This is a genomic window from Streptomyces chilikensis, from assembly GCF_001642695.1.
Lineage (GTDB): Bacteria > Actinomycetota > Actinomycetes > Streptomycetales > Streptomycetaceae > Streptomyces > Streptomyces chilikensis.
Genome location: NZ_LWCC02000005.1, coordinates 198793 through 216170, shown reverse-complemented (window position 1 = coordinate 216170; position 17378 = coordinate 198793). Strand labels below are relative to the sequence as shown.

Genomic DNA, 17378 nt, shown 5'->3' with positions numbered 1-17378 from the left:
GCGTGCGGGCGCGCGGCCGGCTCCGCCGGCCGGCACGCAGTGGCCGAACGAGCGAGAGCTGATCAGAGGGGACACCGCCATGGACGCGGACGTCATCGTCGTCGGAGCCGGCCTGGCGGGCCTGGTCGCCGCCCACGAACTCACCCGGCGGGGGCGGCGGGTCCTGCTGCTGGACCAGGAGAACCCGGCGAACCTCGGCGGTCAGGCGTTCTGGTCCTTCGGCGGTCTGTTCCTGGTCGACTCCCCGGAGCAGCGGCGGCTGCGCGTCAAGGACTCCTTCGAACTCGCGTGGAGCGACTGGCAGGGCAGCGCCGCCTTCGACCGCACCGACGACGAGGACTCCTGGGCCGTCCGCTGGGCCCGCGCCTACGTCGAGTGGGCGGCGGGGGAGAAGCGCTCCTGGCTCGACGGCCACGGCATCACCTTCCTGCCCACCGTGGGCTGGGCCGAGCGCGGCGACCTGCGGGCGGGCGGGCACGGGAACTCGGTGCCCCGCTTCCACGTCGCCTGGGGCACCGGCACCGGCGTGGTCGCGCCCTTCGTGAAGTACGCCCAGCAGGCGTTCCAGGACGGACTGCTGTCCTTCCGCCACCGGCACCGGGTCGACGAGCTGGTCGTGGAGCAGGGCGCCGTGCGCGGTGTGCGCGGCACGCTGCTGGCCGACGACGACTCCCCGCGCGGCGTCCCCTCCAACCGTGACGCGGCCGGCGGGTTCGAGCTCACCGCCCAGGCCGTCGTGGTGACCAGCGGAGGCATCGGCGCCGACCACGACATCGTCCGCCGGTACTGGCCCGAGCGGCTCGGCACCGCGCCGTCGAACATGGTCACCGGCGTTCCCGCCTACGTGGACGGCAGGATGCTGGGGATCAGCGAGGCCGCCGGGGCCCGGCTGGTCAACCGCGACCGCATGTGGCACTACACCGAGGGGGTGCGCAACTGGGACCCGGTGTGGGAGGGCCACGGCATCCGCATCCTGCCCGGCCCGTCGCCGGTCTGGCTGGACGCGCTCGGCCGCCGCCTCCCCGCCCCGTGCCTCCCGGGCCACGACACCCTGGGCACCCTGCGCCACCTGCGCACCACCGGGGACCTCGCCGGGCACGACCACTCCTGGTTCGTCCTCACCCAGCGGATGATCGAGAAGGAGTTCGCGCTCTCCGGCTCCGAGCAGAACCCCGACATCACCGCCAAGGACCGCAAGGCCTTCCTCCGCGAGCGCCTCCTCGGCAAGGGCGCCCCGGCGCCGGTCGAGGCGTTCAAGCGGCACGGAGCCGACTTCGTGGTCGCCGGCACCGTCGAGGAACTGGTCGGGAAGATGAACGCCCTCACCGACGAGCCGCTGCTCGACGCCGCCGAGGTCCGCCGGCAGATCGAGGAGCGCGACCGGCAGCTGGCCAACCCGTACAGCAAGGACGCCCAGATCCAGGGCATCCACAACGCCCGCCGCTACCTCGGCGACCGGCTCGGCCGGGTGGCGACCCCGCACCGGGTCCTGGACCCCGGGGCCGGACCGCTGATCGGCGTCAAGCTGCACGTCCTCACCCGCAAGACGCTCGGCGGCATCCAGACCGACCTGGACTCCCGCGCGCTCGGCCCCGGCGGCGCCCCGGTCGAAGGCCTCTACGCGGCCGGCGAGGTCGCCGGCTTCGGCGGAGGCGGCGTCCACGGTTACAACGCGCTGGAGGGGACCTTCCTCGGCGGCTGCCTCTTCTCCGGCCGCGCCGCGGGCCGCGCGGCCGCCCGCGCCGTGGCCTGACCTGCCGGAAGGGTGGATTCCGCACCCGGTCACCGGGTACCCCGGAGTTCTACCGGGAGGTGATCGCGCGTGGAATCCGCCCACCAGGACGGCATGCCCGTCCTGCACACGCTCGACGAGCTCGCGGAGCTCCTCGGGCAACAGGACGGGCTGTACCTTCGCTGGTCGAAGGGACCGGACGTCGACCTGGCCAGGTCCTCCAGCAAGGACGACCTGACGGGCATCCTCATGCCCGGACTCTCCGCCAACCCGCTGGACGTGGAGAAGTGGTGGGACGACCGCCCCCTCGTGCTCTGGGCGGCGCGGCGGGTCTACGACTACGAGCACCTCCCCCGGGAGAAGGGCCCGCAGGTCCGCCCCTGGGTCCTCAAGGGCGCCGAGGCCGGCCGCGGCCCGGACAACGAGCCCCTGGTCGTGGACGTCGAACCGCTGTGCTGGGTGGGCGACGAGGTGATCGAGGCGTCCCGCGCCGAGGTGGCACGCCACCGCGAGGAGTGGGGACCGCTGAAACGCGGCCGGTGATCCCCGCGGCACCCCCGGAACCGGCCCGAGTGGCGAAAGACCTCGGATCGCGGTGGGATCAAAGGACCCTTCGGGGGCATTCGGACCGTGTCGTTCCGACGAAGCCGTGACGTACGAACAGGGCCGTTCAGCCGACCCTGAAGCCGCAGAAAGGTGGCCATCGTGACACGACCCAGGATCCTGGTGGTGGGCGCGGGCTTCGCGGGAGTGGAGTGCGTCCGCCGCCTCGAGAGGAAGCTCGGGCCCGACGAGGCGGACGTGACCCTGGTGGCACCCTTCTCCTACCAGCTCTACCTGCCGCTGCTTCCCCAGGTCGCCTCCGGAGTGCTGACCCCGCAGTCCATCGCGGTCTCGCTGCGGCGCAGCAGCCGCTACCGCACCCGGATCATCCCCGGCGGCGCCATCGGCGTGGACAGCAAGGCGAAGGTCTGCGTCATCCGCACCGTCACCGACGAGCTGATCGACGAGCCCTACGACATCCTGGTGCTGACGCCCGGCAGCGTCACCCGCACCTTCGACATCCCCGGCCTGACCGACCACGCCCGGGGCATGAAGACGCTCGCCGAGGCGGCCTACGTCCGGGACCACGTCATCCAGCAGCTCGACCTCGCCGACGCCAGCCAGGACCCCGCCGAGCGCGCCGCCCGGCTCCAGTTCGTCGTGGTCGGCGGCGGATACGCCGGCACCGAGACCGCCGCCTGCCTGCAGCGGCTCACCCACAACGCGGTCAAGCGCTACCCGCGGCTGGACCCCGGCCTGATCAAGTGGCACCTGATCGACATCGCCCCGAGGCTGATGCCCGAGCTGGGCGGCAAGCTCGGCGAGACCGCCCTGGGCATCCTGCGCAGGCGCGGCATCGAGGTCTCCCTCGGCGTCTCGGTCGCCAAGGTGTCGCCCACCGAGGTCACCTTCACCGACGGGCGCGTGGTCCCCAGCCACACCCTGATCTGGACCGCCGGCGTCGCCGCCAGCCCGCTGATGGCCACCCTCGGCTGCGAGACCTCCCGGGGACGGATGGTCGTCGACGCGGAGATGAAGGCCCCCGGATGCCCGGACGTCTTCGCCCTGGGCGACGCCGCCGCCGTGCCGGACCTCGCCAAGGGCGAGGAGGGAGCGGTCTGCCCGCCCACCGCGCAGCACGCCATGCGGCAGGGCAAGGTCGTCGCCGACAACGTCATCGCCAGGATCCGCAAGCAGCCGCTGCGCCCCTACGTCCACAAGGACCTCGGCCTGGTCGTCGACCTCGGCGGCCTCGACGCGGTCTCCAAGCCGCTGGGCGTCGAGCTGAAGGGCGTGCCCGCCCTCGCGGTGGCCCGCGGCTACCACTGGATGGCGCTGCGCACCGGCGTGGCCAAGGCCCGGGTGGCGACCAACTGGGCGCTCAACGCGGTGGCCGGCGACGACTTCGTCCGCACCGGCTTCCAGGCGCGCAAGCCCGCCACCCTGAAGGACTTCGAGTACACCGACGCCTACCTGACGCCGGAGCAGATCCGGGAGCGCGTCGAGCGGCACAAGCTGCGCGAGGCGTGACGGCGGCGGCGCGGGCGCGAGCGGGCCGGGCGGCCTTCCGCGACCGGGTCGCCGCGTCCGACCCGGGCCTGCTGCGGCTCACGGCCGGCCTGCGCACCGTGAGCTCCCTCGCCCTCACCCTGGGCGTGGTGGGCGTGTTCGGGGCCCGGGTCGAGCAACTGGTCGCCGGGGCGATGGCCACCATGGTGGCCACCTTCGCGGTGCGGGAGAAGGGGTGGCGCGGGCAGGCGCTGTCGCTCACGGCCGGGCTGCCCGTGGCCTGGCTCTCGCTGACCCTGGGCACCCTGCTCAGCGGGACCTTCGTCGGGGTGGCCGTCTTCGTGGCGCTCATCTTCGGCGCGGTCTACTGCCGCCGCTTCGGCGACCGCGGCTTCGCCCTCGGCATGATCGCCTTCCAGTCGTACTTCCTCTCCCAGTTCCTGGGCGTCGGCACGGAAGGCCTGCCCGGCCTCTACTGGCCGGTCGGCGCCGGCTTCGCCTGCAGCGCGCTGATCCGCTTCGGCGTGGTGCAGGCCGGCCCGGAACAGGTCCTCGGACGGCTCCGCGCCGCGTTCCGGGCCCGCTTCGCCCAGCTGGTGAGCGCCCAGGTCGACCTCCTGGACGCCGGGCCCGACCAGATCGACAAAGCCCTGGACCAGGTGCGCGGCCGTACCGCACGGCTCCACGAGACGGCCATGATGATCCAGGGCCGGCTCACCGAGGGGACCCCGGACGACCGGGCCGCCTCCCTGGTGCAACGGCGCATCGCCGACGCCGAGATCGCCGCCGAACGCCTCGGGCTGCTCATCCTCACCGCGCGCAGCGCCGAGCGCGCCGACACCCTCACCCTGCACCTGCCGGGCGCCGTGCTGCCTGAGAGCGGCCTCCAGCCCGTCCGGGACCGCGCCGTGGAGGCCCTCCACCGCGACCTGCTCGCCCTGCGCACCCTGGTGCTGCGCTCCGCCGACGAGGACCGCGGCACCGGTCTCGCCCAGGTGCGCAACCGCCTCCTGGGCTACCGCGACGACGACAGGCTCCCCGCCCAGGCCTCCGCCGCGGTCCGCGACGTCTTCCGGGGCGTCGGCGAGGCCGCCCGCGCCGTGATGGGACTGCGGATCGCGCTGGGCGGGAGCCCCGCGGACGAGACCGACGACAGCCCGGAGACCGCCCGCTCCCGTGAGGAGATCGAGGCCGAGGACGCCGCCATCGCGGGCGCCGAGACCGAGGAGGACGAGCAGGAGGAGGAACGCCGCGGCCTCGAACGCCCCACCACCCGGACCGCCGCCCAGGTCACCGTCGGCTCGGTCCTCGCCATCGCGGGCGGCGAACTGCTCTCCCGGGAACGCTGGTACTGGGCCGTCCTCGCCTGCTGGATCGTCTTCGTCAACACCAGCTCGACCGGCGAGATCCTGGTCAAGGCGTACCGCCGTCTGCTGGGCACCATGCTGGGCGTGGTGGCGGGCATCGTGCTGGCCGGGCTGGTGGGACAGCGGGTGGAACTCGCCTTCGCCCTGGTCCTGGTCCTGGTCTTCCTCACGCACTACCTGGCCCGGCTGTCCTACACGCTGATGTCGTTCTTCGTCACGGCGATGCTCGGACTGCTCTACACGCTGCTCAACACCTACAGCTTCGACGTCCTGCTGCTGCGCATGGGGGAGACGGCGCTGGGGGCCGCCTGCGGACTGGCCGCCGCGGTGCTGATCCTGCCGGTGCGCACCGCGCACCGCACCGACGAACTCCTGGTGACGGTGCTGGAACGGCTGGCCGACGTCACCCGCTCCGCGGTCCGGCAGCTCAGCGGCGGCCCCTCGGCCGACCTGCTGGACCAGGCCCGCGAGCTCGACGAGGCGCTGGGCGACCTGCGGTCCTCCACCCAGCCGCTCACCCACCCGATCACCCCGCTGCGCAGCCGGCGGAACACCGCGCGGTACGTGGTCGCCCAGCTGGAGACCTGCGCCTACCACGCCCGGTCGCTGGCCGCGACGGCCGAACTGCTGCCCAGCCAGACGGCGATCGCCGCGGACCCGAGGCTGGCCGGTGCGGGGGAGCGGATCGTGCGCAACATCGGGACCGTCGCCGCGCACGTGGAGGAGCGCAAGGACGCCGGCGAACTGGAGACCGGCGCCAGCATCGCCTCGCTGCTCGAGCCCGGCTCCTACGCCTCGCCCCGCTACGGGCGCGTCACCGACCGGGTGCTGCGGCACCTGGGGCGGCTGGACGACGCCGTCACCGGTCTCGCGCGCCCGCTGGAGGTTCCGCTGCGGCCCCGGACCCGGCAGGGCCGCCGGGCGGCGTGAGAGCGGGCCCCGGCCTGCGGCCGGGGCCCGGTGCGGTGGTGCCCGCCGGCCGGGAACCGGCGGGCGGGGCCGGTCAGAAGTCGGTGGGCAGGTCGCTCACCTCGGCGATGCCGCGCAGTTCCTCGTCCTCCCGGCGACGGCGCAGCAGGGAGTCCGCGATCTCGCGGCGGCGGTCCGGATCGGCGGCGCTGGCCGCGTCGGTGACCACCCGGATGGGGCCCGTGTCCTCGTAGTCGAGTTCTATCAGGACGTTGTCGAGACGGCCGGTGACCGCTGCCGCGATCACCAGGGCGGCCTCGTCGCGGATCTCCTGCGGCACCGGACCCTCGTCGGGGCGGTCGCCGTCCGGGCCGAGATCGGCCAGGTCGACGTCCTCGCCGAGCGCCCGCAGGGCGGGCCGGACCAGGCGGAGCAGGAGGTCGTACTCCTCGGGGTTCAGACGGAGACGCAGCAGGTCGAGGTAGAGCTCGACCGGTTCGCCGTCCGGCAGGTGCGGTTCGCTCATCGGCCCCGGGTTCCCCGAGTGGGACGCCGATCACATCGTGGGGACCGGTTCGTCCCAAGGGGTGAGGATGGTTTAAGCTTCATGCATACGACGTGTGATCGTCGTACCCTGTGCGGCCCCGACCGGTCTCCCCCGTCCGGTCGGGGTCTTCTTCGTGTCCCGCGGGCCCGGCGCCGCCCTTGCCCGGTTCCTCCCGGCCCCCACCGGCTTTGCCGATCCTTCACCCGTTCGAAGTGCTCTCCTCCGGGGGACCCGCTGACAATGGAGGGGTGGGGGAGGGGTGTCCGTTGTCCGCCCGGCCGGCAGGAGCGCCGTGATGACCAAGCCGATCAAATTGCTGACCGCGCTGACTCCGGAACGCAGGGAACGGCTGATGGCCCTGGCGCGCGAGGTCTCGTTCCCGGAGGACGCCCCGATCTTCGACCAGGGCGGGGTGGCCGACCGCTTCTGGGTGGTGCGTTCGGGACGTGTCGACCTGTACCAGCAGGTCACGCAGTTGCGACGGGTGACGGTGGCGAGTCTCGGGGCGGGGGACCTGCTGGGCTGGTCCTGGTTGTTCCCGCCCCACGAATGGGACTTCGGAGCGGTCGCCTTCAGCCCGGTCCGCGCCTACGAGTTCGAGGCGGCACCGGTCCTGGAGCTGTCCGAGGAGGACGCGGGACTCGGACTCTCCCTGATGCGGATCGTCGCCGAGATCCTCGCCTTCCGCCTCGAATCCACCCGGGGCCAGCTCCTCGAGTCCTTCCAGCACGCCCGCCACTGACCCGGGGGCTCCCGGCGGCCCCGGGCGGCGCGGCTCCGTCAGACGCGGTAGCGGCGCAACGCCGGCGAGACCACGGCCAGCCCCAGCGTCAGGAGCACCACCAGCGCCCCGCCCCCCACGACGGCCCACCGGGTTCCCGCTCCGGCGGCGGCCGTGCCGTGGAGGACGTCCGCGAGCCGGGGGCCGCCGGCCACGACCACCGTGAAGACCCCCTGCATCCGTCCCCGCATCTCGTCCGTCGCGGCCGACAGCAGGATGGCCCCGCGGAACACCATGGACACCATGTCGGCCACCCCGCCCGCCGCCAGGCAGGCCACGGCCACCCAGAGGTTGGAGGTGAGCCCGAACCCGACCAGGGCGAGGCCCCAGCCCACGACCGAGCCGATCACCATCCACCCGTGGCGCCGCGCCCGGGAGAACGTGCCGGAGAGGAGCCCGCCGATCACCGCCCCCACCGGGATCGCCGCGAACAGCAGCCCCAGCGCGAACTCCGGGCCGTAGGACCCGAAGGTCTCCTCCGCCATCTGCGGGAAGAGCGCCCGCGGCATGCCGAAGACCATGGCGATGATGTCCGCGACGAAGGAGAGCAGCAGCACCTGCTGCATGCCGATGTACCGGAAGCCGTCCACGATCTCCCGCACGCCGGCCCGCCGCGGGGCCCGCCCGCCGTCCAGCGGCGGCAGCGCCGGGAGCCGCCACACCGCCCACACCGTCGCGCACAGCGCCAGCGCGTCGATCAGGTACAGCTCGGGCAGGCCGACGACGGGTATCAGCGCCCCCGCGAGCAGCGGCCCGGCCACCAGACCGGTCTGCATGACGGTGGACCCCAGCGCGTTGGCGGCCGGCAACTCCTCCTCGGGCACCAGCCGGGCGACCGAAGCGGTCCGCGCGGGCGAGTTCAGCCCGAAGAAGGCCTGCTGCAGCGCGAGCAGCACCATCAGCACCGCGACGGAGTCCAGCCCGGCCGCCGCCTGGACCCAGAACAGCACGGAGGTGACCGCGATGCCGGTGTTGGTGACCAGCAGCAGCTTGCGCCGGTCGACGCTGTCGGCCACCGCGCCGCCCCACAGCGCGAAGACCACCATCGGCACCAGTCCGGCCAGGCTGGCGTAGCCGACCCAGGCGGACGAGCCGGTGATGTCGTAGATCTGCTTGGGGACCGCCACCGCGGTGAGCTGGCTGCCCACCGCGGTCACGATCGTGGAGGACCACAGCCTCCGGTAGGCCGGCCGTCGCAGCGGGCGGGTGTCCATGGCGAACCGGCGCCAGCCGCGCGGCGGGGCGGCCCCCCGGCCGCGGAGGCGTCGTCCGCGGAGGTGTTGCCGGCGTCGCCGTGATCCTCGACGCCGCTTCGACTGCTCGTGTCCACGTACTACCGCGCGCTCTCTCGATGGTGCGTACAACTATTGGTGCGACGCAATACTGCCTCATGCGCGGACCGGTGGGTACGCCGGTCCGCGCATGAGGCAGGGGGGGAGAGCCGAGCGGTGGGGGCTCAGGCCACCGAGGGGTCGAGCAGGCCCTTGCGGAGCTTCTTGATGATGCGGCTCAGCAGCCGGGAGACGTGCATCTGCGAGATGCCGAGCTCCTCGCCGATCTGCGCCTGGGTGCGCTCCTCGACGAAACGCATGTGGATGATCTGGCGGTCGCGCTCGTCCAGCTCGGCGATGAGCGGGGCGAGCGAGTGGAAGTCCTCCACCAGCTCGAGCGAGGCGTCCTCGGTGCCGATGAAGTCGGCCAGCACCGCCTCGCCGTCGTTGCCGCCGTCGCGGGTGAGCGCGGCGTCCAGGGAGGAGGAGGTGTAGCAGTTGGACGCCTTCTGGGCCTCCACGACCTCGGACTCCGGGAGCGACATCAGCTCGGAGAGCTCCCGCGTGGTCGGGGTGCGGCCCAGCCGGCTGCGCAGTTCCTCGGTCGCCCGGGCCAGCTCCACGCGCGCCTCCTGCAGACGGCGCGGGACGTGGACGGCCCAGCTGGTGTCGCGGAAGAAGCGCTTGATCTCGCCCACGATGTACGGCACCGCGAAGGAGGTGAACTCGACCTCACGGGTCAGCTCGAAGCGGTCGATCGCCTTGATCAGGCCGATGGTGCCGACCTGGACGATGTCCTCCATCGAGTCGTCGCGGCCGCGGAAGCGGGACGCGGCGTACCGGACGAGCGACAGGTTCATCTCGATGAGCGTGTTCCTGGCGTACTGGTACTCCGGCGTGCCCTCCTCCAGCACGGCGAGCCGGTTCAGGAACTCGCGCGACAGTTCCCTGGCGTCCCGGGGGGCCACGGCCGACGGGTCCTCGATGTACGGGAGCCCCGCGGTCGTCTCCCCGGTCCGGACCTCCCACTGCGCCGTGGTCGTTGTCTCTCCCGCGGTCACGGCTGCCATGCTGTTCCTCTCTGATCGTCTGCAGTCTTCGAACACGTCGTACAGATCATCGAAGAGATTCTCGTACACGCCGTATTCGTCCTCGTAGCTGCGTGCCACCCCGATGCACGGTGACAACGCTCGCCTGCCCCGAGCTTCGCTTCCTACTCCACCCGAAGGAAAACTTTTCTGTGAAGCGGATCTCATCAAGGCCTGACCAGCGCTTTCGCTCGAAATGACCGCAAGTCGGCGCGGCGCCGACGCCGCGCGGGAGCCGCCCGCGTGCGCGGTGGGGTGACGGCAGTCACAATATTGGAGATCGAGGCGTTTGCCGTCCGACCCCTGGGGCAGGTGGGGTTTCGTGCTTCGGACCGGAGAAACGCGCCGCCCGGCGGCGCCACCGCCCGGCACCCGAAACCTCCCGGCGACCGTGGGCAGCGTTTCCGCGGCAGTTCCCTGACCCCCCACTGCTCAGGAGCTCAATCGCATGGTCATCGATATGTCGACAAGTCGCTCCGAAACTTCGCACAACACCGCACAACGGGCCTCCGGTCGCAGGGCGCACGACGACGCGCCCGACACCGCGGCCGCCTTCGCCCGGCTCGCCGCCCTCCAGGACGGGCCGGAGCGGGACGCCGTGCGGGAGGAGCTGACCGAGGCGTGGCTGCCGATGGCCCACCGCATCGCCAGCCGCTTCCGCGACCGCGGGGAATCCGTCGAGGACCTGAGGCAGGTCGCGGCTCTCGGGCTGGTCAAGGCCATCGACCGGTTCGACCCTTCCCGCGGCGCGTTCGAGAGCTACGCCGTCCCCACCATCACCGGCGAGATCAAGCGGCACTTCCGCGACCGGATGTGGGCCCTGCGGGTACCGCGCCGGGTGCAGGAACTCCGCAACAAGGTGCGCGTGGCGCGGCGCGAGCTCACCCAGAGCCCCGGCAGCCCGGAACCGAGCACGGCCCGGATCGCCGAGTACGCGGGGCTCACCGAGGACGAGGTCGCCACCGGCATGGAGGCGCTGGAGAGCTTCAGCACCCTCTCGCTGGACGCCGAACTCTCCTCCGACGACGACGGCTACAGCCTCGCCGACACGCTCGGATCCTCCGACTCCGCGTACGACGTGGTGGTCGACCGGGAGGCGGCGAAGGAAGGACTGCGCCGGCTGCCGGAGCGCGAGCGGGCCATCCTCTACATGCGGTTCTTCGAAGACATGACACAGAACCGGATCGCTGACCGGCTGGGCATCTCCCAGATGCACGTCTCGCGGCTGATCAGCCGCAGCTGTGCGCGGGTACGGGAGGAAGCCCTCGGCCAGGGCATGCGAACCGCCTTCGTGAAGGAGTAGGTCCCATGCTGACGCCGCACCCCGCGACCCTGCGCAAGCTCGTCGACGAGTACCACGCGCTGCTCGCCGAGGAGGCCGAGCGGGGCGGTCCGCGCACCGGCAGGCGGTCCGAGGATCTGGCCTACACCCTCTGTGTCTCCACCGGCACCCGGGACGTCCGCGCGGCGCTGGCCGCCGCGCGCCGGATGCTCGCCGGCGGCGGCCCGGGTCCGGCCGCGGGCGCCGCGCTGCCCCCGGCCCGCGTCGATCTCCTTGCGGACCCGCTTGAGGAACTGGTGGGTGGCCGGCAGGTTCTCGCAGTTGGTCCCCTCCTCCGCGTAGAGGTAGGGGACGGCGTCCAGGCGGTAGCCGTCCACGCCGAGGTCCAGCCAGAAGCGCAGGGCCGCCAGGATCTCCTCCTGGACCGCGGGGTTCTCGTAGTTGAGGTCCGGCTGGTGGGAGAAGAACCGGTGCCAGTAGTACTGGCCGCGGACCGGGTCGTAGGTCCAGTTGGAGGTCTCGGTGTCGACGAAGATGATGCGCGCGTCGGCGTACCCGGCGTCGTCGTCGGCCCAGACGTAGTAGTCGCCGTAGGGGCCGTCGGGGTCCTTGCGTGACTCCTGGAACCACGGGTGCTGGTCGCTGGTGTGGTTCATGACGAAGTCGATGATCACGCGCATGCCCCGCTGGTGGGCGGCGTCGACGAACTCCACGAAGTCGGCGAGGTCGCCGAACTCCGGCAGCACGGAGGTGTAGTCCGACACGTCGTAGCCGCCGTCCCTCAGCGGCGACTTGAAGAACGGCGGAATCCAGAGGCAGTCCACGCCGAGCCACTGGAGGTAGTCCAGCTTGGCGGTCAGGCCCTTGAGATCGCCGACGCCGTCGCCGTTGGAGTCCTGGAAGGACCGGACCAGCACCTCGTAGAAGACGGCGCGTTTGAACCAGTCCGGGTCCCGGTCGCGGGCGGGGGTGTCCTCGAACGTGTCCGGTACGGGGTCGTTGACGGTCATGGCGCTGCGGTCCCTCCGGCCTGGGAGCGGAAACCCTCTACGTGGAAGACGTGGGCCGGCCGGACGCCGGGCTCCAGGCGGACGTAGTTGGCGCCGCCCCACCGGAACGTCTCACCCGTCAGTTCGTCCCGCACGGACACGCTGTCGTGCCACTCCAGCCCGAGTCGCGGCAGGTCCGGACGGACCGTCGCCTCCTGCGTGCGGTGGGGGTCGAGGTTGGCGACCACCAGGACCGTGTCGTCGCCCTCGCGTTTGCTGTAGGCGATGACGGCGTCGTTGTCGGTCGGATGGAAATGGAGGTTCCGCAGCCGGTGCAGCGCGGGATGCCGGCGCCGGATGCGGTTGAGCTCGGAGATCAGCGGGGCGATGGTGCGGCCCTCGCGCTCGGCGGCCTCCCAGTCGCGGGGGCGGAGCTGGTACTTCTCCGAGTCCAGGTACTCCTCGCTGCCCTCGCGCACGGGCGTGTTCTCGCACAGTTCGTAACCGGCGTAGACGCCCCAGGCGGGGGAGAGGGTGGCCGCCAGCACCGCGCGGACCTCGAAGGCGGGACGGCCGCCGTGCTGGAGGTAGCCGTGCAGGATGTCCGGGGTGTTCACGAACAGGTTGGGCCGCAGGAAGGCCGCCGACCCGCCGGACAACTCGCTCAGGTAATCGGTAAGTTCCTGCTTGGTGTTGCGCCAGGTGAAATAGGTGTACGACTGCTGGAAGCCGATCTGGGCGAGCGCCTCCATCATCGCGGGGCGGGTGAAGGCCTCCGCCAGGAAGATCACGTCCGGGTCGGCCGCGTTGATCTCGCCGATCACCTTCTCCCAGAACACCACGGGCTTGGTGTGCGGGTTGTCCACGCGGAAGATGCGCACGCCGTGGGCCATCCAGAACCTGAGGACGCGGACCGTCTCCTCGACCAGGCCCGGCATGTCCTGGTCGAAGGCGATCGGGTAGATGTCCTGGTACTTCTTCGGCGGGTTCTCCGCGTACGCGATCGACCCGTCGGGCCGGTGGTGGAACCACTCCGGGTGCTTCTCCACCCACGGGTGGTCCGGCGAGCACTGCAGGGCGAAGTCCAGCGCGATCTCCAGGCCGTGCTCCGAGGCCTTCGCCACGAACGCGTCGAAGTCCTCGATCGTCCCGAGGTCGGGGTGGACCGCGTCGTGGCCGCCCTCGGGCGAACCGATCGCCCACGGCACGCCGACGTCCCACTCGCCCGCCGTCAGCGTGTTGTTCGGGCCCTTGCGATGAGTTCGCCCGATCGGATGAACGGGCGGGAGGTAGACGACGTCGAATCCCATGGCGGCGATCGCCGGGAGGCGTTCGGCGGCCGTCGCGAAGGTCCCGCTGACCGGCGGGCCGTCCTCGCGCACGACCGCGCCCTCGGAGCGCGGGAAGAACTCGTACCAGGCGCCGTACAGGGCCCGCTCGCGCTCCACCAGCAGCGGCAGCGGCCGTGAGGCCGACACCAGCTCACGCAGCGGATGACGGTCCAGCGCCTGCTCGGCCGCGGGGTCGAAGGCGGCCGCGAACCGCTCGTCCACCGGCAGCCGGTCGTCGCCCAGCGCCCGGGCCGCCGCGCGGACCGCGTCCCGCGCCGGTCCCTTGGGCACCCGGCGCGCGGCGCGCGCGAACAGTTCCGCGCCCTCCTCCAGCACCAGTCCCACGTCGATGCGGGCCGGGACCTTGATGCGGGCGTTCCGCCGCCAGGTGGCGACCGGATCGCTCCAGGCCTCCACGGCGTAGGTCCACAGGCCCGTCCGGTCCGGCGTCACCAGGGCGCCCCACCGGTCGGTTCCCGGGGCCAGCTCCCGCATCGGCGTCCACGGGCCCGGCCGCCCGTCGGGGTCGCGCAGCACCACGTTGGCCCCGACCGCGTCATGGCCCTCACGGAATACCGTCGCCGTGACCTCGAAGGTCTCGCCGGCCACTGCCTTCGCCGGACGTCTGCCGCACTCGACCGCCGGACGGACGTCGCGGACGGGAATGCGGCCGATGGCCTGGGGTCGCTTCATGGTTCTGCCTTCGACGTGATCGGAATGCCGGGAGGGAATCGGGGCGGTGACCGGTGGTGCCTACCGGCCCGCGGGCGAGCGGCGCCCGCCCGGCGGGCCGCGCCGGCCCGACCGGCCGGAGGACCGCCGCCCGCGGTGCACAGGCGGCGCCTCGCGCCGTTCCTCCCGCAGGTAGGAGACGAGATCGGAGCGCAGGTACCGGTCGGCGGCGTCGGCCGCCTCGCGCGCACAGCGCTTGCCCATCAGGGCGCACAGGCTGTAGCCCGAGTCCTCGAAGCGGTCGCGCACGGCCGGGTCGGCGGGGGACGCGAGCATCACCCGTTCCCAGGCCCGGTACCGGCTCAGGTGCCGGGCCACTTCGGCCTTGGCGGGGAGCAGCATGGGGCGGGCCCCCTCTCGGTGCTTCGGACGGTTGCCGGGCAAGCTTGTCACCCATGGTGCACATGGGACCACGCAGCGTCTTGTTGGTGGTTCAACGACCGCAGGAGTCGTCCCGGGTTGCACGAACGGCGTAAGACTCTCACCCTGAAGGTGACTCAGAAGCGAACAACGCTCACGCTTCGTGTTCGGGGCTCGTGTCCGCCAAGTGGCACGAGGAGGCGGGGAGCTTCGCCGGTGAGGAGCAAACGACGATGAAGACAGCAGTGCCCTGCTACTACCACCTCGACGTGGAGGTCGGTCCGCAAAGGGTCGACCAGGTCGGCCGGATCCTGGCCGCCCATCTCCGGTTCTGGAGCCTGGACAACCTCGTCGATCCCGTACGCCGCGGCGCCGAGGTGCTGCTGCGCGCCATCGACGAGCACGCCGTCGACAAGAAGACCTCCATCGAGATGTGGTGGAACGGTCAGCACCTGATCACCGCGGTCGGCCAGAACGACCGCAACCTCCGGCCCGACCTCGAACTGCGGCCCTGCCTGACCCACATCGCCGCGCACAGCGACGGCTGGGGCTGCTGCGACACGGGCGCCGGCCGGATCATCTGGTTCACCCGGCGCGCCCGCTCCGGGGAACGGGTCCCACTGGTGCCGGTCGGCCCCGATCCGCTGGTCACCGAGGCGCTCGACCTGCCGCGCGAGAAGGAGCCGGTCCCGGCCCTGGTGGGGTTCGCGCCGCCCGACGTGGCCGCCGCCGCGTACGAGAGCGTGGTGACGCGGTGACGGGGCGAAGGACCGGGAGCGCTGGGGCGTCCGTGTGGAGCGGGCGCCCCAGTCCGCTGGGCGCGACCTACGACGGCCAGGGGACCAACTTCGCGCTCTTCAGCGAGGTCGCCGAGCGCGTGGACCTCGTCCTGGCCGACGACGACGGCTCGCACCGCACGGTGACGCTCCACGAGGTCGACGGCTTCGTCTGGCACTGCTACCTGCCGGGCGTGGGCCCCGGCCAGCGCTACGGGTACCGGGTCCACGGCCCCTGGGACCCCTCGCTGGGACACCGCTGCAATCCGCGGAAGCTGCTGCTGGACCCCTACGCGCGGGCCGTCGACGGCATGCCCGACAACCACCCCTCGCTCTACGAGCGGGCCCCGCGCGGCCGGTCCTCGTCCGACAGCGCCGGTCACACCATGCTCGGCGTGGTCACCGATCCCTACTTCGACTGGGGCGACGACCGTTCACCCGGACGGCCGTACGCGGACTCCGTGATCTACGAGGCCCACGTCCGCGGCCTCACCCGCACCCACCCCAAGGTGCCGGCCCGCCTGCGCGGCACCTACGCCGGTCTCGCCCACCCCGCGGTGATCGAACACCTCACCTCCCTGGGGGTGACGGCGATCGAACTGATGCCGGTGCACCAGTTCGTCCATGACGGCGTCCTGCAGGGCAGGGGGCTCACCAACTACTGGGGCTACAACACCATCGGCTTCTTCGCCCCGCACAACGAGTACGCCGCCCGCGGCACCCGCGGGGAACAGGTGAACGAGTTCAAGGCGATGGTGAAGGCGCTCCACGAGGCCGGGCTCGAGGTCATCCTCGACGTGGTCTACAACCACACGGCGGAAGGCAACGAGAAGGGCCCCACCCTCTCCTTCCGCGGCATCGACAACTCCTCCTACTACCGCCTGGTCGACGGCGACTGGGCGCACTACTACGACACCACCGGCACCGGCAACAGCCTGCTGATGCGCCACCCCTACGTGCTGCAGCTCATCATGGACTCGCTGCGGTACTGGGTGACCGAGATGCACGTCGACGGCTTCCGCTTCGACCTGGCGGCGACCCTGGCCCGGCAGTTCCACGAGGTGGACCGCCTGTCGGCGTTCTTCGACCTCATCCAGCAGGACCCGGTCATCAGCCGCGTCAAACTGATCGCCGAGCCCTGGGACCTCGGCGACGGCGGCTACCAGGTGGGCAACTTCCCGCCGCTGTGGTCGGAGTGGAACGGCCTCTACCGCGACGCGGTGCGGGACTTCTGGCGGGCCGAGGACGACAGCCTGGCCGAGTTCGCCTCCCGGCTGACCGGTTCCTCCGATCTCTACGAGCGCGACCGCCGCCGGCCGCGCGCCAGCATCAACTTCGTCACCGCCCACGACGGCTTCACGCTGCGCGACCTCGTGTCGTACAACGACAAGCACAACGCGGCCAACGGCGAGGACAACCGCGACGGCGAGAACCACAACCGGTCCTGGAACTGCGGAGTCGAGGGCGAGACCCGTGACGAGGGCGTGCTCGAACTCCGCGCCCGGCAGCAGCGCAACCTCCTGGCCACCCTGATGCTCTCCCAGGGCATCCCGATGATCTGTCACGGCGACGAGCTGGGCCGCACCCAGCGGGGCAACAACAACGCCTACTGCCAGGACAACGAGGTCTCCTGGATCGACTGGCGCGGTCTCGGCGCGGAGCAGCGCGAGCTGATCGACTACACCAGCCGCCTGATCACGCTGCGCCGCGAACACCCCGTGCTGCGGCGCCGCCGCTTCTTCCGCGGTGAGACCCCGGTCCACGAGGGGCAGCCGCTCCCCGACCTGGTGTGGCTGCTGCCGGACGCCACCGAGATGGCCGACGAGGACTGGCACCGTTCCGGCGCCCACGCGCTCGGCGTCTTCCTCAACGGCGACGCCATCGCCGAACGCGACTCCTACGGGCAGCGGGTGGTGGACGACTCCTTCCTGCTGCTCCTCAACAGCCACTGGGAGCCGACGGTCTTCCGGCTGCCCCCGGCCGCCTACGGCGAGCGGTGGACGGCGCTGGTCGACACGGCGGACCCGCAGGGGATGCCGGACGAGGCCGAGCACAAGGCCGGCACCGAACTGATCGTCGAGTCGCGCAGCCTGGTGGTGCTGTCGCGGCCCTCACCGACGGGCTGACGGACGACGGCGGACGGCGGACCGCGGAGGAGCGG

General features: G+C 71.9%; 13 protein-coding genes and 2 pseudogenes. 9 read left to right on the top strand and 6 right to left on the bottom strand.

Features of this window, described 5'->3' with window-relative positions; translation table 11 throughout:
* The first annotated feature begins 79 nt into the window (after positions 1–79).
* The 4 genes from A2U95_RS01115 (at position 80) to A2U95_RS01100 (ending at position 6081) form a co-directional block, all read left to right on the top strand.
* Positions 80–1753: an FAD-binding dehydrogenase gene (locus A2U95_RS01115; protein WP_166020376.1), complete on the top strand. Its 1674-nt coding sequence runs from the start codon at positions 80–82 to the stop codon at positions 1751–1753.
* A gap of 93 nt (positions 1754–1846) precedes the next feature.
* Positions 1847–2275 carry a DUF6098 family protein gene (locus tag A2U95_RS01110; RefSeq protein WP_166024643.1) on the top strand — a complete coding sequence of 143 codons (429 nt, stop codon included), beginning with the start codon at positions 1847–1849 and terminating at the stop codon, positions 2273–2275.
* A gap of 153 nt (positions 2276–2428) precedes the next feature.
* The gene (locus A2U95_RS01105; protein ID WP_166020375.1) at positions 2429–3805 is read left to right on the top strand and encodes an NAD(P)/FAD-dependent oxidoreductase; all 1377 of its coding nucleotides are present in this window, start codon (positions 2429–2431) and stop codon (positions 3803–3805) included.
* Complete coding sequence (locus A2U95_RS01100) at positions 3802–6081, top strand: FUSC family protein (RefSeq protein WP_166020374.1); 2280 nt, start codon at positions 3802–3804, stop codon at positions 6079–6081. Before A2U95_RS01105 ends, A2U95_RS01100 begins: the two co-directional genes overlap by 4 nt.
* 73 nt (positions 6082–6154) lie before the next feature.
* On the opposite strand, the gene A2U95_RS01095 is transcribed toward A2U95_RS01100, so the two are convergent.
* Positions 6155–6586 carry a hypothetical protein gene (locus A2U95_RS01095; RefSeq protein ID WP_166020373.1) on the bottom strand — a complete coding sequence of 144 codons (432 nt, stop codon included), beginning with the start codon at positions 6584–6586 and terminating at the stop codon, positions 6155–6157.
* 316 nt (positions 6587–6902) lie between these two features.
* Between A2U95_RS01095 and A2U95_RS01090 the strand changes: the two genes are divergently transcribed.
* Positions 6903–7349 carry a cyclic nucleotide-binding domain-containing protein gene (locus tag A2U95_RS01090; RefSeq protein ID WP_166020372.1) on the top strand — a complete coding sequence of 149 codons (447 nt, stop codon included), beginning with the start codon at positions 6903–6905 and terminating at the stop codon, positions 7347–7349.
* 38 nt (positions 7350–7387) lie between these two features.
* Here the strand turns inward: A2U95_RS01090 and A2U95_RS01085 are convergent, their stop codons facing one another.
* Together A2U95_RS01085 and A2U95_RS01080 are read right to left on the bottom strand one after the other, a co-directional pair.
* Positions 7388–8602, bottom strand: coding sequence for an MFS transporter (locus A2U95_RS01085; RefSeq protein WP_166020371.1), 1215 nt, complete (start codon positions 8600–8602; stop codon positions 7388–7390).
* 242 nt (positions 8603–8844) lie between these two features.
* Entirely contained in the window at positions 8845–9729 is an 885-nt protein-coding gene (locus A2U95_RS01080) for an RNA polymerase sigma factor SigF (protein WP_166024641.1), read from the bottom strand.
* Between the two features lie 466 nt (positions 9730–10195).
* On the opposite strand from A2U95_RS01080, the gene A2U95_RS01075 reads away from it, so the two are divergent.
* Both A2U95_RS01075 and A2U95_RS01070 read left to right on the top strand, forming a co-directional pair.
* On the top strand, positions 10196–11050 hold the full coding sequence (locus A2U95_RS01075) for a SigB/SigF/SigG family RNA polymerase sigma factor (protein WP_166020370.1): 855 nt from the start codon (positions 10196–10198) through the stop codon (positions 11048–11050).
* A gap of 5 nt (positions 11051–11055) precedes the next feature.
* Positions 11056–11187, top strand: a pseudogene (locus A2U95_RS01070) (DUF5133 domain-containing protein); the annotation flags it as partial.
* Positions 11188–11289: 102 nt separating this feature from the next.
* Here A2U95_RS01070 and A2U95_RS01065 read toward each other — a convergent pair.
* The 3 genes and pseudogenes from A2U95_RS01065 to A2U95_RS01055 all read right to left on the bottom strand — a co-directional run.
* Positions 11290–12039: pseudogene (locus tag A2U95_RS01065) on the bottom strand (alpha-amylase family glycosyl hydrolase); the annotation flags it as partial.
* Positions 12036–14042 (bottom strand): alpha-1,4-glucan--maltose-1-phosphate maltosyltransferase, encoded by a 2007-nt coding sequence (locus A2U95_RS01060; protein WP_166020369.1) that lies wholly within the window; start codon positions 14040–14042, stop codon positions 12036–12038. The gene A2U95_RS01060 and the pseudogene A2U95_RS01065, both read right to left, overlap by 4 nt.
* Before the next feature lie 60 nt (positions 14043–14102).
* Positions 14103–14423 (bottom strand): DUF5133 domain-containing protein, encoded by a 321-nt coding sequence (locus A2U95_RS01055; RefSeq protein WP_166020368.1) that lies wholly within the window; start codon positions 14421–14423, stop codon positions 14103–14105.
* A 251-nt stretch (positions 14424–14674) separates the two neighbouring features.
* On the opposite strand from A2U95_RS01055, the gene A2U95_RS01050 reads away from it, so the two are divergent.
* Positions 14675–15199: a pep a2 gene (locus A2U95_RS01050; protein WP_166020367.1), complete on the top strand. Its 525-nt coding sequence runs from the start codon at positions 14675–14677 to the stop codon at positions 15197–15199.
* 32 nt (positions 15200–15231) lie between these two features.
* Complete coding sequence (glgX, locus tag A2U95_RS01045) at positions 15232–17343, top strand: glycogen debranching protein GlgX (RefSeq protein ID WP_166020366.1); 2112 nt, start codon at positions 15232–15234, stop codon at positions 17341–17343.
* Positions 17344–17378 lie beyond the last annotated feature (35 nt).